We start from the raw sequence: 20,642 nt of genomic DNA, 5'->3' as shown, positions 1-20,642 counted from the left end.
CATCAAAATTAGATGAAAAATTTCACTCAAAAAATATATCAAAACCGTTTTTTTCTACTGTTCATTTTGCTATTTGCCTATGTACAGTCCATCTACATACGCGTCATTGTAAGGAAACAAATCAATGCGTATGCATTTACACCCGATGCGGCCTTAGCTTCATTAATAGGTTCTGGAGTTTTGTTTTTAATTCTACTTTTTTTTATCAAAAAATGGAACAAATCTGAAACGTTCAGCTTCCAAGTGCTACTCAAAATATTTGGAGCTTCACTTTTTGTTTACCTACTCGCCACAAACACTTTGGGACTGTTAATTGCTGTTCTTTTTGATAATATAGAGCGAAATTTTAATCAACAAACATTTATCCTATCGCTATTTTCAAATTTTTTGGATGGTCTGATTTATGGCGGTTTTTTTCTTGCTTATTATTACTTTCTAATCAATAAAAAACAGCAAAAAAAAATAGCAATGTACAACAAGGCGATGACAGAAAGTAAAATCAATCAATTGAAAACACAACTCAATCCGCATTTTCTGTTCAACAACCTGAATGTATTGGATCAGCTGATCGAAGAAGATAAAGAAAAAGCATCTGATTTCCTCAATGAATTTGCTGAAATTTATCGTTATGTTTTGCAGTCAACAGATAAAGAATTAGTCCGCATTGAAGACGAAATTGATTTTGCCCAGCAATATTTTAAGCTCATTCAGCATAAATACAATAATGCTTATCGACTGCAAATCGAGTACAAAAGCATAAAAGGTTTTATCATACCGATGACCTTACAATTGCTCGTTGAGAATGCCGTAAAACATAATCTGGGAACAGAAGAAAATCCGGTTTGTATCCAAATAAAAATTGATGAAAACATCGCTGTTTCTAACAATGCAAATCTGAAGCGAAACAGTAAAACTGTATCAGGAAGAGCATTAAAGAACCTGAAAGAACAGTACAGTTTACTTTCTGAAAAACCAATACAAATTCATCAAATGGAAAATTATTTTTCGGTTGAAGTTCCCATCATCCATAATCAAAACGTATGACAAAAATACTTATCATAGAAGACGAAATCCCGGCAAGGAAAAAACTGAAACGTTTTATTGAAGAATTGGATTCACAAACTGAAATCATAGCGAAATTAGACACGGTACAATCCGCTGTTGAATTTTTGAAACAGCATCAACCCGACCTTATTTTTTCAGACATTGAATTGCTGGACGGTAATGCTTTTGAAGTTTATAGTCAGATTTCCGTTAACTGTCCTATTATTTTTACGACGGCTTATGACCAATACTGGATGGATGCTTTTGAAGAAAACGGCATTGATTATCTGCTAAAGCCCTTTTCTAAAGAACGTTTTCAAAAAGCTTGGAATAAATTTCTGTGGTACAAAAACACGTCTTCAGATGCAAATCATCAAATTCAGGCACTTACAAAACTTATCACACAAAATTTTCAGAAAAATGAATATAAAGAGCGCTTTACCATTCACAAAAATAAAAGTATTTATTTCTTAGAAACAAAAGATGTTCTTCTCTTTGAAGCGAATGAAGGGGTGATTTTTGCATATGATGAAAAGGGTAATAAGCATTTACTTTCCGAAACGATTTTGACAGCAATAGAAAAACAGCTCAATCCAGCCGATTTTTTTAGAATAAATCGTGGTGAACTTATCCAAAAAAAATATATTGAAAAAATAGAACGATACAATAAAAATTCTCTTTCAATAAAACTAAAAGGATATAACAATTATGTAAAAACAAGCCAAAGCCAAACGGCATTATTTAGGGAATGGATGGAAAAATAAGAGCGATCGCACAACAAGGGTTTTGCAAAAGCGGGGCTGAAGTGCTTATTTAGAAATTTTTGCATATATTTGGCTTAAGGTATTTCTATTGAGCTTGGTTGCAAAAAATCCAGCACTTGTCATAGCCAGAACCTTTGTGCGTAATTTCCGAGTCAAATCTGAAAAATTTGAATATTTACCAAAATTTGGTATATTTGAATAAATTTATTACGATATGAAAAACACATCAATATCATTAGGAAATTACTTTGACCAATTCGTTCAGAATCAAGTTTCTGCAGGACGATACAAAAATGTGAGCGAGGTAATACGTGCAGGACTTCGACTTTTAGAAAACGAAGAGAGTAAAGTAATTGCGTTACGAAATGCAATTCAAGAAGGATTAAATAGTCCGCTGGTAGAAGACTTTGACTTTGATGAAAATCTTAGAAAACTAAAAGCTGAAAAGAAAAAGAATGGCTAAAGTTATATTGAGACAAAAAGCCATTAATGACTTGAATGACATTTGGGACTATACTTTTGAAAAATGGTCTGAAAAGCAAGCGGATAAATATTATGCAACAATAAAGTTAATTTGCAACGGAATTGGCGAAAATCCTGAAGCAGGAAAAGAATATGACGGAATAAGCAAAGACTTACTCGGACTAAAAGCTGAAAAGCATGTCATTTTCTACAAGTCAATTTCAGAAGATAGAATTGAAGTTGTAAGAATTTTACACGAAAGAATGGACTTGAAAAACAGACTTGACGAATAAAAAAACTGCCACTAACATCGGTTTGGCAATATGGCGGATGAAGTGCTTCTATGAAACATTTGTGCAAGGTTCAACGGCAGTAATTCTATTGGACTTTTGTGCTAAAAATCTCCAACTTCGGCAATACCCGGAACATTGTGTGTCATTTAAGAAAAACTTTGGAGAATAGACAAACCCAAATAGAAATATTAGCAGGAGATGGCAATTTGATCAAACTGAAAAAAAAACTAAAAACGAAAGCATAAATGTACAAAACAATAAAAAAATTAAGCGTTTTATTCTTAATCGTCGTTGGATTAAACTCTTGTACTGAAGACAAATTTGTGGAATATAGACCTCATTATTTAAGTGGAAATAACGAGCGCAAATATTTTGGAGAATCTGAATTAGACTCTGTCGAATTTAAAAATACAATTCAAGTACTTGAATTTTATAGAAATGAGTACAAAACAAAAAATGGGAATGTGATTTTGATAACTAAAGAATTGAATAAAGATTGGACACTTTTATGGAATTATACCACGAAAGCAAATGATAATGAATGGTTAAAAACTGATAAACCTGAATAAAAAACGAACGCTTAATAACTAAACTTTCGTCTTGCCCAGAGGGACACAAGATGAATTGAAAATCACAGAACACCAAAACAATTAATAAATAAGTGAAGTAAAGCCCGTTGAACGGAACCGGAGTAGCTTAATACGTATTATGGAGTTTTCGAAGGGTGGTTTTAAGATATACCAGCAGTAATTTTAGGATTACTGCTTTTTTTGTGATGAAACCTGTACGTTTTAGCTTATTTTGCATGCTTTATTAGCGAACTAGCCACAAGTTCCCTTACCCGTAAACCTAATTCACAGGTGCAAGTGTGTTTTCGATAAGATAGACTTTTGGCGGACCTCTTTGCACAAAAAAGTGTAACGTAACCAAATTACCAACTTTGCAACAATAACATTTTCGATGTTTACGTGCCAAAGTAGTAAACTGTTCCTGCTCTTCAGAAGGCATGTAAATTCCTTTGAGTAATCCTTGTTTCAGTTCGTTCGATAGATTTTTAGAATCTAAGACATCTGTCTTTTGATAACGTTCTTTATCGCCTTTCTTCACATCCGCTGGATTAACAACCAAAACAAGCCAGCCTAAATTTAAAAAATAACTCGCCACGGAAAATCCACTACAACCTGTTTCATAAGCCAAATGCACCATGATTGGAAAAGGTTCGCTCAACGTATTGATACAAACCTCCAGATTCAGAAGGCATCGAATACGTTTTGTGAAAAAATAAATCGGTTTGAATGGAAACAATTCAACTTTTTTTGTGAATGTATAATCCAATGAATATCTTTGATGTAGCAGTAATTTAAGTATTCATAGTAAATAAAATTTCGGTAGAGCAGTTTCTGTACTACAGGCTTAATAAAAGGACTATAATTTTAAGGATACTCAAAGCTACTGCTTTTACATAGATGCTTTGCGTCAGGCGAGGTTGATTCGCTAATAAAAAAAACCAAGCATTTAGTCGCAAATACTTTTCCCGTTAGCTGTGATTTTAAAAAGACGACCGTAACAGAATGAAGATAGCAATATTGACACTTGGAACTCGTGGAGACGTTCAACCTTATGCGGTCTTGGGACAAGCACTCAAACAACGTGGACACCAAGTAACTTTATCTACTGCCAAAAACTTTGAGCAACTTGTAAAATCATAAGGCATTGACTTTGCACCAGTAGAAGCAGACTTTCAAGAACTCTTGAATTCGGACGAAGGGAAAAAGATGATGAAAGGAAACCCCTTTGCAGTTAAGAGAAATCTAAACACTTGGGTTTACCCTTTAATTATAAAATCGTTGACAGAGTTTTACAAATTGGCAAAAGAAAGCGATATCATTCTTTATCACGTAAAGACATTGGCAGAAAGTTTTGCTGACCAATTTCCGCACAAAATGATTAAAGCGAACGTTTTACCTATCGTTGAGCCGACAAGCGCATTTGCAAATCCTGCATTTAGTGGCTTGCCAATACCAAATTTTCTGAACAAACTGACATATAAATTTTCCAACCTGAGTATTAAACTTTTATCAAAGCCCATCGGACAATTTAGAGCAAAGTTTGATTTACCTAAAAAGTTTTCAGTTCCGACAGTGAAGAATATTTACGGAATAAGCTCTCATTTTTTATCAGTTCCGCAAGACTTTCCACCTCGTTCAAAATTCACAGGATTTTGGTTTGGAACATCATCAACCGAACTTACAACAGACCTGACAGACTTTATCAATGCAGGAGAACCACCATTGGTATTGACATTTGGGAGTATGCCGTTTAAGTGCAAATTTGACATACAGACAGCCATTGTTAAGCTAACAAAACAATTTGACACAAGAATAATTGTGGTAAAAGGCTGGGGGCTTGACCAAACTGAAAGACTTGAAAACAATCCAAGCATTAAAGTTATTTCGTCAGCACCTTACGAAAAACTATTCCCATTGACAAAAGCAATTATTCATCACGGTGGCATAGGAACAACAGCAGAATGTTTGAGAGCAGGAAAACCATTCCTAATTTGCCCAATACTTTACCCTATTGGCGACCAAAAGTTTTGGGGAAATCACGCTTACAAAAAAGGACTTGCAGTTAAACCTACACCTATTAGTAAAATGACTGAAAAAATTTTTTTGCAAAGCATAAACGAACTTTTGACAAACAAACAACTTTATGACAATGCAAAACAGATACAAACATTAATTAAAAACGAAAACGGACTTGAAAAAACGATTGACGAAATAGAACAAACAATTGGCTTAAAACAGATATTTTAAGTTTATAACCAAAAGATTTTGTAAAAATATAGCCCTAATTCAAGATAAAACTTTGACTAAAACAATGGTTTTTGAATATCAAGCGTAAATATTTCTCCAAGTTTTATGATAAATTATACATTAAAACGGGTCTGTGGATTTGTGCTGAGAGATCCGGTCTTAGATGGAGCAAATCCATATAGAGTTAGTTCCTAAAAAGTTACTGTTTGAATTTTTTTTCGCCCTTGCGTACAGCAAGATACTATTTTTTTTCTATTTTTGAGTATAGCAACAAGTATAAGGGTTTTGTAAAATCCTTATCACTACGCAAGCTCGGAAAAAGAACTTCGCAAAGTCGCTGCTCCGTTATACGGTAGCTTAAAGACAACATGCGTGTAATTGAGAATTTACATATTGACAATTATAATCTTGACTTTTTTTCGTTTGTTCGACAGGCAAAAAAACGACTACAGAAACATCTAATGGTATGCTAAAACTCTATAAACAAATTGACAACGAACTTCATTATTGGGAGACTTGGGACAAAGACGAAAAAACGGCAATAGTTCATTGGGGAATTGTCGGGCAACGTGGACAAGACAAGGAAGTTAAAAGCGGATTATTTTCAAATTTTCGCAAGAAAGTACAAAAGGAAATCCTCGAGAAAATAAATGAGGGATTTACAGAGTTTAGCGAAGACGAAGTTTCATTTTTAGAAATTGAATATGAAATTAACGGATTTGGAACAGACCAAGACTTAGACAAACGACACCGCCTTGAAGAAAAAATGGACGAGGTTTTAGGTTGGACAGGACTTGGACACACAAACGGTGGTTGTATTGGTAGTGGAACAATGGAAGTTGGTTGTGTTGTAGTTGATTTTGATATCGCCAAAAAAGTTATTGAAGAAAAACTAAAAGACACAGAATTTGGCGACTATTCACGAATATTCAAAATGGACTGCATATAAAAAGCACAGCCACCAACACAGGCAACCACTGCACAACGCCCAATTTCTGATCTTCAACAAAACCAATAAAAAAACTCCTTATACTCAAAAGCAAAACCCTTTCAAAAAACTGAAAGGGTTTGTTTTTTATGAAACTGTTAAAGCCAATCGCTTCATTAAGTTTTTGTCTAAAGCATGCTTAACAAAGTCTTGGTCAATCTCAAAACTTGTTTGGTCAGAGCCTGGTAAATCATACATAGGGTCGGTTAAAACGGCTTCGCATAGCGATCGCAATCCACGTGCTCCTAATTTGTATTCCAATGCTTTGTCCACAATGTACCAAAGAGCATCTTCGGTAAATGTCAGCGATACGCCGTCCATTTCAAAAAGTTTTTGGTATTGTTTTACCAAAGCATTTTTAGGTTCTGTTAAAATAGAACGCAACGTGTCGCGATCCAGCGGATCCATGTGTGTTAAAACGGGTAAACGACCTATAATTTCAGGGATTAATCCAAAATCTTTTAAATCTTTTGGAATAATGTATTGCAATAAATTGTTTTTATCGGCTTTTTCGTTATCCTTTGATGAACCAAAACCTACGGCATGAAAGTTCAAGCGTTTGGTGATGATTCGTTCAATACCGTCAAAAGCACCACCTGCAATGAATAAAATATTTTGGGTGTTTACTTCGATAAACTTCTGGTCGGGGTGTTTTCTTCCGCCTTTTGGTGGAACATTCACCACAGAACCTTCTAAAAGTTTTAACAACGCTTGCTGCACTCCTTCTCCACTCACATCGCGGGTAATTGATGGATTGTCGCTTTTGCGGGCAATTTTATCAATTTCATCGATAAAAATGATGCCTCTTTGAGCTTTCTCCACATCATAATCGGCTGCTTGTAATAATTTTGTGAGAATTCCTTCCACATCTTCGCCCACATAACCTGCTTCTGTTAAAACGGTTGCATCAACAATAGCCAAAGGCACGTTTAACATGCGGGCAATGGTTTTGGCAACCAAAGTTTTTCCTGTTCCGGTTTGCCCCACCACGATGATGTTACTTTTTTCAATTTCAACATCGTTTTTGGAATCTTGTTGCAACAAACGCTTGTAGTGGTTATAAACGGCTACGGCCAATACTTTCTTGGTTTGTTCCTGACCTATTACATATTGATCTAAAAATGCTCTGATTTCCTGTGGTTTTCTCAATAAAACCTCATCAGACAGTCCTGATCCGTTTTGCGCTTTTAATTCTTCAAGAACAATTCCGTGAGCCTGTTCCACGCAGTTTTCGCATATATGTGCATCTATACCTGCAATTAAAATAGTGGTCTCGGCTTTTGGTCTTCCGCAAAAAGAACAGCTATATCCTTCTTTCATTCTACTTATTCTCTTATTAAAACTTCATCAATCATTCCGTATTCTTTTGCCTCGTCTGCACGCATCCAATAATCGCGTTCTGAGTCTTTATATACTTTGTCATACGGTTGATTGGAATGTTTTGCAATGATTTGATACAGTTCTTCTTTTAATTTCAACATTTCTTTTAAGTTGATTTCCATATCGGTTGCAACACCTTGAGCGCCACCTGATGGCTGGTGAATCATTACTCGCGAGTGGGGCAATGCCGAACGCTTGCCTTCTGCACCGGCACATAGCAATACTGCTCCCATTGATGCTGCCATTCCGGTACAAATTGTTGCTACATCTGGTTTCACGAACTGCATGGTATCGTAAATTCCCAAACCTGCATAAACACTTCCGCCTGGTGAATTGATGTAGATGGAAATATCTTTTGATGCGTCAACGCTTTCTAAAAACAGCAATTGTGCTTGAATGATGTTTGCTACATAATCATCCACACCTGAGCCTAAGAAAATGATACGATCCATCATTAAACGCGAAAACACGTCCATTGATGCAATGTTCATTGGGCGTTCTTCGATAATATATGGCGTCATGCTTGCTGCGGGTGTCATGGCAGTAATCATTTTGTCGTAATACAAATTGTTTACTTTGTGGTGTTTGGTAGCATATTGTCTAAATTGCTGCGCAAATTCGTGCGTAGCTTTCGGGTCTTTACCGTATTTCATATTATTTCTTTCTAAAAAATTGTTATAAAAAATAAGCGTCGAAACTTTTTGTTCGACGCTCAAATATACTTGTTTTTTTGCTAAAAATTATTCTCCGTAAACCTCTTTAACAAAATCTTTGTAAGTTACTTCTTTTGTTTTAGCATTCACCTTTTCAGCAAACAATTTCATCATTTTTTCGTTCATCAATTGCTCTGAAATACGTTTTACTTCTTCTTGGTTCGATAAAACGCGTGATACAATATTGGTTACATCGTCTTCTGATGGTTCTAACTGACCAAATTGTGCCATTTGATCTTTGATTAAATCTGAAGTGTAATCTTTAATTTCATCGAATGTGATTTGCAAGTTATTATCGGTAATGATTTTACCTTCGATTAACTGGTAACGCAATCCTTTTTCAGATTTTGCATATTCTTCTTGCGCTTGCTCTTCTGTTAAAGTAGTTTCACCTGCTGTTTGTAACCATTTAATTAAAAATTCTTTCGGCAGATCGAATTTGGTGTTTTCAACCAATGCCTCAACTGCATCGTTCATGAATTTTTGATCGGCTTGCTGAGCAAATTGTTTTTCTGCATCTTCTTTGATACGTGTTTTTAATTCGTCTTCAGAAGTTACTTTTCCTTCGCCAAACAATTTATCGAAAAATTCTTGGTTCAATGCTGCTTTTTCTTGTGTTGAAATTTCTTCAATGGTGAATGCCACTTCCACATCTAAACCATGTACTTTATCGTGATCTACTTTTAAAACATCCATTAATTTATGTTCGTCTTCAAATAAACCTTTTGTAGAAACGGTTACCTCATCGCCTACTTTTTTACCGATAAATTTCTTTTGATTGGTTTTGGTTCTAATGTTGGAAACATTGAAGGTTGTTTCATTTTCGATTCCTTCTGCTGTATTAGCAACTTTCACACGAATATCATCACCTTCTTCAACTTTATCTTTAGAAACCAACTTTCCATATTGCTTTTGAATATATTCAACCTGCTCGTTTACCATTTCTTCATCGGCTACGATTTGGTATTTTGTTGCGTTTTTAGCAGCAGCTAAATCAACGGTAAATTCTGGTGCTAAGCCTAATTCAAAATCAAAGCTTAATGTATCTGCATCCCAATTGATATCTTTAGCCACAGGAAGTGGATTTCCTAAAATATCAATTTTTTCGTCATTCAAATAATTGCTTAAACTTTCTTGCAACAATTTGTTTACTTCGTCAAACATTATTGCTTGTCCGTATTGTTTTTTTACCAATGCAGCTGGCACTTGTCCTTTTCTGAATCCTGGTATATTTGCGTTCTTTCTATAATCTTTTAGAACGTTTTCCACCTTTGCTGCATAATCTTCTTTTGCTACATCAATTGTAATAACTGCGTTTAAAGCATCTACATTATTTCTTGTGATATTCATTATAAATTTTATTTTCTAACTAAAATTGGCTTGCAAAAATACATTATTTTTACAAGCCAATCAAATTTTTAAATAATTGAATATTAATTATTAGTAAAAATTAATCGTTATTCATTAATCCGCCTACAATTGATTGCACAATAGACAAAACCAAACTGAATAATAGCGCGGGAAAAAAGCCATTTACTTGAAAACCTCCTACGATATAGCTGCACAGCATAATGATTAATGCGTTAATCACAAATAAGAACAGCCCCAAGGTTAAAATAGTAATAGGAATAGCTATTAATTGTAAAAGGGGTTTTACTAAAAAATTGAGCAACGCCAATACAATAACCACTATTATTGATGAACCAAAACCATCTACATGAACGCCCGGCAGAAAGTTTGCAAGCAGGTAAACGATTACTGCTGTTACGATTAAATTGATTATCATTTTCATAGCTTATTTATTTTTTAGTTGGATGCTTTAATAGTCACCCCAGGATAATTTCCAGGAACAATTAAAGGCAATTGTGCTTTGTAATGTTCGTTGATAACTTTCACAATTTCATTTGCGACAAAAGCGTATCCACGAGGATTTGGATGAATTCCATCTAAAGAAAACAATACTTTATTCACATTTTGCCCGTTGAAATAGTTTGCTGTATAAAATTGTCCATCACCTAAACGAATACCGGTTGTTAAATAACGCATAATGGCATTCATATCGGCAACAGCTAATTTTTTTGAACGCGCGGTTGACCAAATAATATCGTTGAACTTATCGGTTGCTTCTTTAATATTTTCTTGTTCAGAAGGAATTAATACATACTTATCTTCTAAAGGAAATGTTACTCCTAATTTATCAAACGGAGCCGGTAATGCACTTGCCTCACCAATTACACCGCTTGTTCCTAATACAAATAAATCATTTCGTGTTGCATGGCGTGCTTTTCCAAAAACCTGACCAATTACCGTTGCTTGTTGTGCCGGAACATTGTTTGCAATTAAAGCGCCCGTAATTATTGCTGACATGTCGGTTAAAGTTTCATCTGCAATTAATAGCGGGTTTTGCCCCGTAGATGAATACAACTGAATACGATCTCCTTGGCCTGCTGCTGTTAAAATTTGCTTCACAGGACCAAACAATTGGGTGTTTAATTGATTCACCACTGTTTGTCCGCCCAAAGCTTCAGCCGTTAAAGGATTGTATGGAACGGTTGTAAAATGCGGAATAGAAGTTACATAAGGAATGGTTGCAACCACACCTTTTGCACCATTACTTGTTAAGGTATTGATGATGGTGCTGTAAGCCGATGCAAACACTTGCGGATCAGTGATATCGTTACTGCCATAGGTAGCCGGATTTAAGTTTCCTTCTTGATTTACGCCTACACCACCAGAGGTTGCGTATGACAATACATCGTTTGACCCAATCCAATTGGTAAAAAATGTAGGATTTAAACTCATTGCATCACTCAAAATGGTAGTATTTGGACTGGTTGCATGACGCACAAAATAAGGATTTGCAGTTCCTGATGCCATATTTGCCAAATTTCCATAGCCAGGTGCCAATAGGTGAAATGATTTTGCTAATGGAACGCCCATGTTGTTGTAAGCTTTTGCTTGCAGCTCGCTTACTTCGATTGTTGGAGTTCCTGTTAAGCTTTCAGGGCCACCAGCCGACATGTTTAGAATTAATCGGGTATTTGCAATTTTTTGCCCCATAAACAACAATCCACCTAAATCGTTGGTATCATCACCAAAAGATGGTTGGGTAAAAGCACCACCGCCTACAACAGCAAACTGCTTTGCCAACAAATTAGGGAAAGAATACTGCTGACCAGAACGATACATGGTTCCATCCATAAAACCTGCTGTGAGCGAGTTTCCTAGAGCCACATAACTTGAAAAATCGGCCTCGCCTTTTGAATAGCTTGTATTTGAAACTTCGTTGTCGAATTCTGGTTCACAGGCAACAAGCCCCACAGCGCAAGCTGCTAATAATATTGATTGATATTTTTTCATGATGTTCAATTAAAAGTTATACGATAAACCTAAACCTAAAGAATAAGCTGCAGAACGATAGTCTCCACCAAATGAAACATGCGTACCATCTTCTATGTAGTGGTCGTATGAATTTTTAGTTTCTTTAAAGTGTAAAGCACTTGCTGCAAAGTCAATTCCAAATTTAGGCGACACTTGGTAAGTAAAACCTAATGTTCCGGCAATTGCATCATTTCTTGGTGTTTCAGGTGCAAAATATCCGTCTTGAACAGGCGATATATCGTAGTATCCACCTACACGTGCCGAAAATTTTTCAGATGGTGCAAATTGCATTCCCCCGCGGATTGTTCCTGAACTTTTATAATTTCTTGGGTTAACAGAAGTGCCTATTTGCGGATTATCAAATTCAATCACTAAATTGTCATAGGCTTTCCAAAAGGTGTAGTTATAATCAACTGCTGCCAACCATTTATTGTTGATTTGGTATGAAAAACCAATCGTTAACTCTGCTGGTAAAGGCATGGTTGCATCGAATTTTCCGTTAGGATAGGTGCTGCTTAAGAAACTTGGTAAATCATTAAAATTAGCAGCGCCACCTTCCACTTTCATGTCAATTTGTGAGCGGTAATTTGCTCCAAAGGTAACATAATCGTCTAAGCGAGCAGTAAGTCCCACATTGTATCCCCAAGCGCTAACACCTTGTGCATCGATGGTAACATCAGAGCGGTTTCCGTTTTCGTCAACCAAACTGCGCGATAGGTTTCTATTAAAGGTTACTGCACCATTTACATAGATTAAACCAGCACCAAGGCTAATATTATCTGTAATTTTGTAGGATACAGTTGGTTGTACAAAAATAGCTTGTAAATCGATATTGTTCACTAAATGCGACCCTGGCCAATCTTGTTTCCATTCCACAGAACTTCCGTAAGGTGTATATACAGCTAATCCCACAGAAAATCGATCAGAAACCTGATAATTTCCGTATAAATAAAAGGGAGTTCCCATATTATCTGAGGAGTTAGACCAATTGTATAAAGAGTTCTGAAACTTTACGTTTGAAAACAACGCAGTGGCTCCTGCAGAAAAGCTCCATTTGCTTTTTAAGAACGTACCACTGGCAGGGTTAAAAAACAAACTTTCGGCATTTTGACCAATGACAGCAACTCCGGTGTGCCCCATTGCTAATTGGCGCTGACCTTGCATACTAATGCGGTAGCCACCAGCAAACGAATTTGCTGCTATTAATGACAATAAAGAAATAGATAAAATTTTCTTCATAACTAAACTTTTATTAATGTTAGTATTCCAAATATAAAACATTTTACAAAAGCATAAAAACTTGTTCAGAAAATTATCACATTCTTAATTTTTTGTTAATTAAATACACATTTTAATACTATGCACGCATATTATTTTAAAAAAACCATTGATTTATCAAAGAATTCGTCCGGATTATCGGCGTGCAACCAATGCCCTGCATTAGAAACAGTCTGGATATTTGCCTGTGGAAAGTGTTTTTTTATTAAAACTTCATCGTTTTCTGTTATATAGGTAGATGCACTTCCTTTCAAAAAAAGAGTAGGTTTATCAAAAACAGTTCCGGCTGGCAACGCCTCTCCTATTGCATCTTCCTCCTTATTAAAGACTTCTAAATTAAAACGAAAACCTAATTGTTGAGGAGTTACCCGATACACATTTTTCATTAAAAATTGCACCACTCCAGGTTCGTTTACATGCTTTTCGATAGTTTCTTGCACTTGGTTTCTCGAAGGATTGTTCGAAAAATCTACCGCGTTTAAAGCAGCCATCACATCTTGATGGTGTGGTGCATAATACTTAGGAGCAATATCGGCAACCAACAATTTATCAACCAATTCAGGATGCTTAACAGCCAAATACATAGCAACCTTTCCGCCCATAGAATGACCAATAACAGCTATTTTTTTTAAATCATGGGCTTTGCAATAAGCAACCACATCTGCAGCCATTGCTTGATAATTGAATAAATCGGAATGAAAACTGCGCCCGTGATTGCGCAAATCTAGCAAATGTGCTTCAAAACCGTTCTCGGCATATCTGCTTCCTAAAGTTTTCCAATTGTCGCTCATTCCCAAAAAACCATGTAAAATTAACAATGGTGTTCCCGTGCCTTCTACTTTTGTATATAAAATATCGTTCATTATCGTAATTTTTGATTGTATAAACACACCACATTTTCTAATCCCAAATAAATCGATTCAGAAATTAATGCATGCCCTATAGAAACTTCTAACAAACCGGGAATATGTTGTTTGAAAAATGCAATATTATCCAAACTTAAGTCGTGTCCGGCATTGATTCCCATTCCTAATTCGTTTGCCAGTTCGGCAGCTTTGGTGTAGGGCTCAATTGCTTTAAAATTTCCCAAGCCATATTGGTGTGCAAAAGCTTCGGTATATAATTCAATACGGTCGGTTCCTGTTTCTTTAGCACCTGCTACCATTTCCAAAACCGGATCCACAAAAATCGAAGTTCTAATACCGTTTCGTTTAAATTCGGCAATCACCTCTTTTAAATACGCTTGATGTTTTACAGTATCCCAACCAGCATTAGATGTAATGGCATCAACAGCATCGGGCACTAAAGTAACTTGCGTGGGTTTGCATTCTAATACTAAATCCACAAAATTGTCCATAGGATTTCCTTCTATATTATATTCTGTATGCACCACATGCACCAAATCACGTGCGTCTTGATAGCGAATATGGCGCTCATCGGGTCTTGGATGAATGGTTACGCCTTGCGCTCCAAACCTTTGCACATCGGCAGCTACTTTTAATAAATCGGGAACATTACCACCGCGTGCATTCCGCAAGGTGGCTATTTTATTGATATTTACAGATAATTTTGTCATTTAAAAAGTAATTTATCAACAAAAATACAAAGTAAATTGGGTGTAAAACCGATTATTTTAATTATTTTGCAATGAATTTTTTTGATATGAAATCGATAGAAAATCTTATAAAGCAAAAACCGAAACCTTTTTCGTTCCAAACAAAATTTGAAGATGTTTTCGAATTTTCGGAAGAAAATCAATACAGCCATTTTCCAGTGGTTGAAAACGGCGTTTATATGGGATCTATTGCCACAGTAGATATCATCCCGTCTAAAACAAAAGCCGTGGGCGATTACCGCTATTCTCTTTTGCCTTATTTTGTGAGAGAAGACGCAGGTTGGTTTGAAACACTTGAAAAATTTGCACAATTCGATTGCAATTTACTCACTGTTTTAAACGAAAACAACCAATATATAGGATATGTGTTGTATGAAGATGTGCTGCCGTTTTTCAACGAAACGCCTTTTATGAAAGATGCCGGATTGGCAATTGTGGTAGAAAAACATTATTTGGATTACAGCATTAGCGAAATTGCACAGATTGTAGAAACCAACAATTGCAAACTGTTGGGTGTTTTTGTATCGGAAATGAAAAACAATAACGCGCAAATCACCATAAAAGCGTCTGCAGGAAATATCAACGAAATCATTCAAACATTTCGCCGGTTTGGCTATGAAATTGTTTCGGAACACAACCAAGATTCTTATTTGAACGAACTAAAAGACCGTTCGGCTTATTTAGATAAATTTTTAAACATTTAAAATGTATATGAAATTTGCCATTTACGCACAAAATTTCAAACCCAATTATAAAGAAATTGTAGAAAAAATTGTTCGTGCGGTGAAAGCCCACAACGCCACTGTTATTTTTGAAAAAGATTTTTATCAACTTTTAAAAGAAAACAATGTTTTAAACTTTTCTTACGAAACCTTTTCATCGCATACCGATATTGATGACGACACCAATTTCTTTGTGAGTATTGGTGGCGATGGAACGTTGTTGCGAGCTGCAAACTTTGTAAAAAGTAAAAACATACCTATAGTGGGTGTAAACGCAGGTAGATTAGGTTTTTTAGCCAATGTGCAGCAAGAAGCGATTGATTTTTTAATTCCGCTTTTATTTTCCAATCAATATACCTTGTCACGAAGAACATTGTTGCAGCTAAATGGACCGAATGAAGCGACTTCTAAATTCAACGTGAATTTTGCATTGAACGAAATCACAGTGACCAGAAAAAACTCTACCTCAATGATCACGGTGGAAACCTATATCAACAATGAATTTTTAGCCACTTATTGGGCAGACGGTATCATTATATCAACCCCCACAGGAAGCACCGGTTACAACCTTAGTTGTGGTGGACCCATCATAACACCCGACAGTAATTGTTTAGTAATCACACCTATTGCCCCGCATAATTTAACAACCCGTCCGTTAATCATCAACGACCGCAGTAAAATTAAAATGAAAATTGGTAGTAGAGAAACGCAATTTTTATTATCGTTAGATTCTGAAATGGCTGCAATAAGCAACGATTCTGAAATTGAAATTGCATTGGCAAACCATACCGTAAACATGGTAGAATTTCCTTCGGTAACTTTTTTAAGAACCTTAAGGAGCAAATTATTGTGGGGTGAAGACAAAAGAAATTAGCCACAATTTTGTAAAATGCACCATAAATTTAAAATATATTCGTTTACATTAGTATATTTGCAAATTATCCATACAATGAAAAGAAAACTTTTTACCATATTAACTATTTTAGGTGCTTGTACCGCTCAAAGTCAAATTCACGAACTTGGGCCAACTGTTGGTGCAACCAATTATATTGGCGATATTGGATCAACAACATACATTAACCCAACCGATATGGCGTATGGTTTTCAATACAGATGGAACCGCAGTCCAAGGCATTCTTGGAGAATCAACTACACCTATATGCCCATTTCGGGCAAAGATGCCGATTCGGATATGCCTTTGCGACAAGCGCGAAATTTAACTACTAAAAACAACCTAAACGAATTAATGCTCGGGTTAGAATTCAATTTTTTTGAGTTTGATTTGCACAATGATTGGTTTGCTTTTACGCCTTATGTACACACTGGTATTGCGGGTATTTCGTATAAAGAAACCTATTTTAACAACTTTAACCGACAAATTGAAAAAGACACCGAATATGCGTTGGCACTGCCCGTAACTTTAGGTGTGAAAGCCTTACTAAACAAACGTTTTGTAATTAGTGCCGAAGTAGGTGCCCGTTATGCGTTTACTGATAATTTAGATGGAAGCAATCCTGCAAACCCGTCCACCACTATCGCTGCGTTTGGAAACACAAACAGCAACGATTGGTATGTTTTTTCAGGTATAAGCCTTTCCTATACGTTTGGTAAAAACCCTTGCTATTGTGCCCCAAGATAAAATGAAAGAACACACGATAATTCCCGAAAAATTACCTCAACATCTGGCTATTATAATGGATGGAAATGGCAGGTGGGCAAAACAAAAAGGCTTTTTAAGAACAATTGGCCATGAAAATGGTGCAACAGCCGTGAAGCGTGTGGTGGAGCAATGCACCCGTTTGGGAATTCCTTTTTTAACATTATACGCTTTTTCTACAGAAAACTGGAACAGGCCACAGTTTGAAGTAGATATGCTTATGAAATTATTAGTAAAGGCTTTAAAAAAAGAAGTGAAAACTTTACAAAAAAACAACATAAAACTAAATGCAATTGGCAATTTAAATCTTTTACCTACCAATGTTCGTAAAGAATTAACAGAAGTTTTAGAAAAAACCAAAAACAACAACCGCCTTACACTTTCCTTAGCTTTAAGCTATGGCTCTAGAAATGAGCTTATTGAAGCCACAAAAGAAATCTGTAACAAAGTTAAAAATAATATAATTTCGATTGATGCTATTGATGAATCTATTATTAATGAGCATCTTTACACCCATAATTTACCCGATGTTGATTTGCTGATTAGAACAAGTGGCGAACAACGCATAAGTAACTTTCTTCTGTGGCAAATTGCCTATGCAGAGCTGTACTTTTGCAATGTGCTTTGGCCCGATTTTTCTAATGAGCATCTTTTTCAGGCACTAGAGGTTTACCAAAACCGCGAACGCCGATACGGTAAAACAAGTGAACAAATCAATAAATAATTTTTAAAGATAATGCATCGCAAAAAATTAAAATACCTTTTTCCATTATTAGTAAGTTTTGCTGTTGCAAATGCACAAGAGCAAACAGTAAACAATACCACAAACACCAATGATGCTGCAAAAGAAACAGTAAACCCCAACTCTGAAACAAACCCAGACGCCCCTAAAAGATATCGTCTAGGAGCCATTAAGGTTACTGGTAACTATCATTTTAACGAGCTTACCATTTTTACCTATGCTGGTTTAGAAAAAGGTCAGGTAATCACCCTTCCTGGTGAAGAAATTTCGAATGCCATTAAAAAATTATGGAAAACCGGTTATTTTAGTGACATCAATGTGTATGAATCATCGATTGAGGGCGATGTGTTGAATTTAGAAATTTACTTAAACGAATTGCCTCGTTTAAAAGATGTTCAAATAACAGGTATCAAAAAATCTAAAAAAGAAGAAATTTTAAAAGATTTACAATTAGCGATACCTGCAACATCAACCACTGCAGGAAAAGAAGACAAAAAAATAAAAATCGTTGAAGGAAAAATCATCAACGACAACCTTATATCGACCACAAAAAACTATCTTACCAATAAATACCGCAAAGATGGTTTTTACAACACAAAAGTCACCGTTAGCAGACAATTACATAGCGATAAAAAAACGGCAGACTTATTGATTGATATCAACAAAGGCAGCAAAGTGCGTATTTCAGACATCGATTTTAATGGAAACAACCAGCTTAGTGATGCAAAATTGCGCAAAGCAATGAAAAAAACCAAGCAAAGAAGTCCGTTAAACCCGTTGCGAATCTTTAAACCTTCTAAGTTTATTGAAAACGAATATAAAAACGATTTAGCAAACATTATCAATGCTTACAAAGAAAAAGGCTACCGAGATGCGAGAATTATTTCTGAAAAAGCAACGTATGATGCAAAGAAAAACACAGTTGCTATCGATATTGATTTAGAAGAAGGAAAAAAATATTACATTGGCGACATTCGTTTTATTGGGAACAGTGAATATACAAGTCAAGGTTTGCGTACAATATTAGGTATGCAAAAAGGAGAAGTTTACAACGGTGTTTTGTTGGAAAAACGCGTAAAAGATCCTACAAACCCTGATGCGATGAATATAGAAAACGTGTATCAAAACGCAGGATATTTATGGTCGCAAGTAAACTTAATCGAAACTGCTACTAACAACGATACCATTGATTTTGATGTGCGTATTTTTGAAGGTCCGGTGGCACATTTTAACAACGTTACCGTTTCGGGCAACGACAAAACCCACGATTACATTATTCTTCGTGAATTGCGTACGTTACCCGGACAAAAATGGTCTAAAGCCGATTTAATCGAAACAATACGCCGCTTAGGTAGTATGGGTATTTTTGATGCATCGGCACTAAACCCCGATATAAAAAATGCCGATCCTGAAACCGCAACCGTAGATGTGGATTATCCTGTAGTGGAAAACGGTCAATCGCAAGTAGAAGTTCAAGGTGGTTACGGTGGTGGAACCTTTATTGGTACATTGGCTTTATCATTCAATAACTTTTCTGTTCGAAATCTTTTCAATAAAGAAGCCTATAAACCATTCCCAATGGGTGATGCACAAAAAATGTCGTTGCGTTTGCAAGCAGCCACCTATTTTCAAACCTACAGTTTAAGTTTTTCTGAGCCGTGGTTTGGTGGTCGCCGTCCTATTTCATTGTTTGGATCGATCTCTTATACCAGCCAAAAGTCTTTTAACTTTAGAACACGAGATATAGACAGAAGCCAAGGTTTGAACATTACAACTGCTACTTTGGGTATGGCAAAACGTTTATTGGTACCAGATGATGCCTTTACGTTGTCTCACTCATTAAGTTTTCAGTACTATGAGTTGAACAACTATTTTTCAAACTTTTTTGCTTTTAAAAATGGTTCATCACGCAATTTAGCCTACACCATTGAACTTTCACGTGACAACCGTGGAGGTATCATGCCAGCAATTTATCCACAATCGGGTGCTTTCTTAAGTGTTTCGGGTAAATTTACCGCTCCATATTCTTTATTCAACAATGTAGATTACAAGAATTTAGAAAATATGGAAGAATATAAATACAAAACCACAAGCGTGCAAACAAATCCTGTAACAGGAGCAGATATTCCAGTGGGTACTTATCTAGATAAAAACGGAATGCCTGTAACAGATTATCGCGATGCCCGTGTGGATCAAGATAAAATAAACCAAAAGAAATTTAATTGGTTAGAATACTATAAAATCAACTTTAAAGCCGATTGGTACACCACATTGTTTGATAAATTGGTGTTGCGTTCGCAAGGACAATTTGGTTTCTTAGGTGCATATAACAACGACCGCGGCATTATCCCGTTTGAACGTTTTTATCTAGGAGGAAGCGGAATGATGATGAATGCAATGGACGGAAGAGAAAATGTGGCCCTTCGTGGATACACCGATAACTCACTGAGTCCAAGCAGATACGACGATGAATTGGGGTATGAAAGAGAAGTTGGTGGTACCGTGTACAATAAATTCTCCTTAGAATTACGTTATCCTATATCATTAAAAGGACAAATGAGTGCGTATGTTTTAACTTTCTTTGATGCAGGAGCAGCTTATGAAGGTTTTGCAAACTACAATCCATTCAAATTGCAACGCTCAGCAGGTGCTGGTGTTCGTGTACACATGCCAATGTTTGGTTTGTTAGGTATTGACTTTGGTTATGGATTCGATAAAATTCCGGGTCGTAACGAAAAAGGTGGCTGGCAAACGCACTTTATATTGGGCCAGCAATTTTAATGGCAC

21 protein-coding genes and 1 pseudogene are annotated in these 20,642 nt (G+C 35.9%); 13 read left to right on the top strand and 9 right to left on the bottom strand.

The features are described 5' to 3' along the window. Nucleotides 1-12 precede the first annotated feature (12 nt). From NPX36_RS08310 to NPX36_RS08290, 5 genes are all read left to right on the top strand, one after another. Nucleotides 13-1,044, top strand: coding sequence for a sensor histidine kinase (locus NPX36_RS08310; protein ID WP_257498272.1), 1,032 nt, complete (start codon nt 13-15; stop codon nt 1,042-1,044). After that, nucleotides 1,041-1,808, top strand: coding sequence for a LytR/AlgR family response regulator transcription factor (locus tag NPX36_RS08305; RefSeq protein ID WP_257498271.1), 768 nt, complete (start codon nt 1,041-1,043; stop codon nt 1,806-1,808). Before NPX36_RS08310 ends, NPX36_RS08305 begins: the two co-directional genes overlap by 4 nt. Before the next feature lie 214 nt (nt 1,809-2,022). Next, nucleotides 2,023-2,271, top strand: a complete 249-nt coding sequence (locus NPX36_RS08300) for a type II toxin-antitoxin system ParD family antitoxin (RefSeq protein ID WP_257498270.1) — start codon at nt 2,023-2,025, stop codon at nt 2,269-2,271. Then, entirely contained in the window at nt 2,264-2,563 is a 300-nt protein-coding gene (locus NPX36_RS08295; protein WP_257498269.1) for a type II toxin-antitoxin system RelE/ParE family toxin, read from the top strand. The genes NPX36_RS08300 and NPX36_RS08295 overlap by 8 nt, the downstream gene beginning before the upstream one ends. A gap of 245 nt (nt 2,564-2,808) precedes the next feature. Continuing rightward, on the top strand, nt 2,809-3,132 hold the full coding sequence (locus NPX36_RS08290) for a hypothetical protein (protein ID WP_257498268.1): 324 nt from the start codon (nt 2,809-2,811) through the stop codon (nt 3,130-3,132). A 439-nt stretch (nt 3,133-3,571) separates the two neighbouring features. On the opposite strand, the pseudogene NPX36_RS14395 reads toward NPX36_RS08290, so the two are convergent. Next, a pseudogene (locus tag NPX36_RS14395) lies at nt 3,572-3,769 on the bottom strand (IS110 family transposase); the annotation flags it as partial. A 365-nt stretch (nt 3,770-4,134) separates the two neighbouring features. On the opposite strand from NPX36_RS14395, the gene NPX36_RS14390 reads away from it, so the two are divergent. The 3 genes from NPX36_RS14390 (at nt 4,135) to NPX36_RS08275 (ending at nt 6,328) form a co-directional block, all read left to right on the top strand. Continuing rightward, on the top strand, nt 4,135-4,272 hold the full coding sequence (locus NPX36_RS14390; protein WP_397376448.1) for a glycosyltransferase: 138 nt from the start codon (nt 4,135-4,137) through the stop codon (nt 4,270-4,272). A 156-nt stretch (nt 4,273-4,428) separates the two neighbouring features. Further along, nucleotides 4,429-5,379 (top strand): glycosyltransferase, encoded by a 951-nt coding sequence (locus NPX36_RS08280; protein WP_257498266.1) that lies wholly within the window; start codon nt 4,429-4,431, stop codon nt 5,377-5,379. A gap of 466 nt (nt 5,380-5,845) precedes the next feature. Then, nucleotides 5,846-6,328 (top strand): hypothetical protein, encoded by a 483-nt coding sequence (locus tag NPX36_RS08275; RefSeq protein WP_257498265.1) that lies wholly within the window; start codon nt 5,846-5,848, stop codon nt 6,326-6,328. 126 nt (nt 6,329-6,454) lie between these two features. Here the strand turns inward: NPX36_RS08275 and clpX are convergent, their stop codons facing one another. From clpX to NPX36_RS08235, 8 genes are all read right to left on the bottom strand, one after another. Beyond that, a complete protein-coding gene (clpX, locus tag NPX36_RS08270) occupies nt 6,455-7,687 on the bottom strand; it encodes an ATP-dependent Clp protease ATP-binding subunit ClpX (RefSeq protein WP_257498264.1) in 1,233 nt (410 codons plus the stop codon). 5 nt (nt 7,688-7,692) lie between these two features. Beyond that, the gene (clpP, locus tag NPX36_RS08265) at nt 7,693-8,400 is read right to left on the bottom strand and encodes an ATP-dependent Clp endopeptidase proteolytic subunit ClpP (RefSeq protein ID WP_257498263.1); all 708 of its coding nucleotides are present in this window, start codon (nt 8,398-8,400) and stop codon (nt 7,693-7,695) included. An 87-nt stretch (nt 8,401-8,487) separates the two neighbouring features. Next, nucleotides 8,488-9,810, bottom strand: coding sequence for a trigger factor (gene tig, locus NPX36_RS08260; protein ID WP_257498262.1), 1,323 nt, complete (start codon nt 9,808-9,810; stop codon nt 8,488-8,490). 100 nt (nt 9,811-9,910) lie between these two features. Continuing rightward, nucleotides 9,911-10,252: a phage holin family protein gene (locus tag NPX36_RS08255; protein ID WP_257498261.1), complete on the bottom strand. Its 342-nt coding sequence runs from the start codon at nt 10,250-10,252 to the stop codon at nt 9,911-9,913. Between the two features lie 14 nt (nt 10,253-10,266). Beyond that, nucleotides 10,267-11,820 (bottom strand): SGNH/GDSL hydrolase family protein, encoded by a 1,554-nt coding sequence (locus NPX36_RS08250; RefSeq protein WP_257498260.1) that lies wholly within the window; start codon nt 11,818-11,820, stop codon nt 10,267-10,269. Nucleotides 11,821-11,829: 9 nt separating this feature from the next. Next, nucleotides 11,830-13,080, bottom strand: coding sequence for an OmpP1/FadL family transporter (locus tag NPX36_RS08245; RefSeq protein ID WP_257498259.1), 1,251 nt, complete (start codon nt 13,078-13,080; stop codon nt 11,830-11,832). Nucleotides 13,081-13,211: 131 nt separating this feature from the next. Beyond that, entirely contained in the window at nt 13,212-13,982 is a 771-nt protein-coding gene (locus NPX36_RS08240; protein ID WP_257498258.1) for an alpha/beta fold hydrolase, read from the bottom strand. After that, complete coding sequence (locus tag NPX36_RS08235) at nt 13,982-14,695, bottom strand: pyridoxine 5'-phosphate synthase (protein ID WP_257498257.1); 714 nt, start codon at nt 14,693-14,695, stop codon at nt 13,982-13,984. Before NPX36_RS08235 ends, NPX36_RS08240 begins: the two co-directional genes overlap by 1 nt. Nucleotides 14,696-14,766: 71 nt before the next feature. On the opposite strand from NPX36_RS08235, the gene NPX36_RS08230 reads away from it, so the two are divergent. The 5 genes from NPX36_RS08230 (at nt 14,767) to NPX36_RS08210 (ending at nt 20,636) form a co-directional block, all read left to right on the top strand. Further along, nucleotides 14,767-15,438 (top strand): CBS domain-containing protein, encoded by a 672-nt coding sequence (locus NPX36_RS08230; protein ID WP_257498256.1) that lies wholly within the window; start codon nt 14,767-14,769, stop codon nt 15,436-15,438. A gap of 7 nt (nt 15,439-15,445) precedes the next feature. Continuing rightward, on the top strand, nt 15,446-16,330 hold the full coding sequence (locus NPX36_RS08225; RefSeq protein WP_257498255.1) for an NAD kinase: 885 nt from the start codon (nt 15,446-15,448) through the stop codon (nt 16,328-16,330). Nucleotides 16,331-16,405: 75 nt separating this feature from the next. Further along, nucleotides 16,406-17,095, top strand: a complete 690-nt coding sequence (gene porG / locus NPX36_RS08220) for a type IX secretion system protein PorG (protein ID WP_257498254.1) — start codon at nt 16,406-16,408, stop codon at nt 17,093-17,095. A 1-nt stretch (nt 17,096) separates the two neighbouring features. Further along, complete coding sequence (locus NPX36_RS08215) at nt 17,097-17,837, top strand: isoprenyl transferase (RefSeq protein WP_257498253.1); 741 nt, start codon at nt 17,097-17,099, stop codon at nt 17,835-17,837. A 12-nt stretch (nt 17,838-17,849) separates the two neighbouring features. Then, on the top strand, nt 17,850-20,636 hold the full coding sequence (locus tag NPX36_RS08210) for a BamA/OMP85 family outer membrane protein (protein ID WP_257498252.1): 2,787 nt from the start codon (nt 17,850-17,852) through the stop codon (nt 20,634-20,636). The last annotated feature ends 6 nt before the right edge of the window (nt 20,637-20,642 follow it).

The sequence above is a fragment of the Paenimyroides aestuarii genome (assembly GCF_024628805.1).
GTDB classification, from domain to species: domain Bacteria; phylum Bacteroidota; class Bacteroidia; order Flavobacteriales; family Flavobacteriaceae; genus Flavobacterium; species Flavobacterium aestuarii_A.
Note: the sequence above shows the minus strand (reverse complement) of the source record. Positions and strands in the feature narration are given on the sequence as shown.

What these genes read in the sequence shown, in the direction of transcription:
- NPX36_RS08255 (WP_257498261.1), bottom strand. Translation starts at nt 10,252, where the DNA reads ATGAAAATGATAATCAATTTAATCGTAACAGCAGTAATCGTTTACCTG.
- NPX36_RS08305 (WP_257498271.1), top strand. Translation starts at nt 1,041, where the DNA reads ATGACAAAAATACTTATCATAGAAGACGAAATCCCGGCAAGGAAAAAA.
- NPX36_RS08240 (WP_257498258.1), bottom strand. Translation starts at nt 13,982, where the DNA reads ATGAACGATATTTTATATACAAAAGTAGAAGGCACGGGAACACCATTG.
- NPX36_RS08275 (WP_257498265.1), top strand. Translation starts at nt 5,846, where the DNA reads ATGCTAAAACTCTATAAACAAATTGACAACGAACTTCATTATTGGGAG.
- NPX36_RS08310 (WP_257498272.1), top strand. Translation starts at nt 13, where the DNA reads ATGAAAAATTTCACTCAAAAAATATATCAAAACCGTTTTTTTCTACTG.
- NPX36_RS08290 (WP_257498268.1), top strand. Translation starts at nt 2,809, where the DNA reads ATGTACAAAACAATAAAAAAATTAAGCGTTTTATTCTTAATCGTCGTT.
- NPX36_RS08225 (WP_257498255.1), top strand. Translation starts at nt 15,446, where the DNA reads ATGAAATTTGCCATTTACGCACAAAATTTCAAACCCAATTATAAAGAA.
- NPX36_RS08245 (WP_257498259.1), bottom strand. Translation starts at nt 13,080, where the DNA reads ATGAAGAAAATTTTATCTATTTCTTTATTGTCATTAATAGCAGCAAAT.
- NPX36_RS08250 (WP_257498260.1), bottom strand. Translation starts at nt 11,820, where the DNA reads ATGAAAAAATATCAATCAATATTATTAGCAGCTTGCGCTGTGGGGCTT.
- NPX36_RS08215 (WP_257498253.1), top strand. Translation starts at nt 17,097, where the DNA reads ATGAAAGAACACACGATAATTCCCGAAAAATTACCTCAACATCTGGCT.
- NPX36_RS08235 (WP_257498257.1), bottom strand. Translation starts at nt 14,695, where the DNA reads ATGACAAAATTATCTGTAAATATCAATAAAATAGCCACCTTGCGGAAT.
- clpP (WP_257498263.1), bottom strand. Translation starts at nt 8,400, where the DNA reads ATGAAATACGGTAAAGACCCGAAAGCTACGCACGAATTTGCGCAGCAA.
- NPX36_RS08295 (WP_257498269.1), top strand. Translation starts at nt 2,264, where the DNA reads ATGGCTAAAGTTATATTGAGACAAAAAGCCATTAATGACTTGAATGAC.
- clpX (WP_257498264.1), bottom strand. Translation starts at nt 7,687, where the DNA reads ATGAAAGAAGGATATAGCTGTTCTTTTTGCGGAAGACCAAAAGCCGAG.
- NPX36_RS08300 (WP_257498270.1), top strand. Translation starts at nt 2,023, where the DNA reads ATGAAAAACACATCAATATCATTAGGAAATTACTTTGACCAATTCGTT.
- NPX36_RS14390 (WP_397376448.1), top strand. Translation starts at nt 4,135, where the DNA reads ATGAAGATAGCAATATTGACACTTGGAACTCGTGGAGACGTTCAACCT.
- NPX36_RS08230 (WP_257498256.1), top strand. Translation starts at nt 14,767, where the DNA reads ATGAATTTTTTTGATATGAAATCGATAGAAAATCTTATAAAGCAAAAA.
- tig (WP_257498262.1), bottom strand. Translation starts at nt 9,810, where the DNA reads ATGAATATCACAAGAAATAATGTAGATGCTTTAAACGCAGTTATTACA.
- porG (WP_257498254.1), top strand. Translation starts at nt 16,406, where the DNA reads ATGAAAAGAAAACTTTTTACCATATTAACTATTTTAGGTGCTTGTACC.
- NPX36_RS08210 (WP_257498252.1), top strand. Translation starts at nt 17,850, where the DNA reads ATGCATCGCAAAAAATTAAAATACCTTTTTCCATTATTAGTAAGTTTT.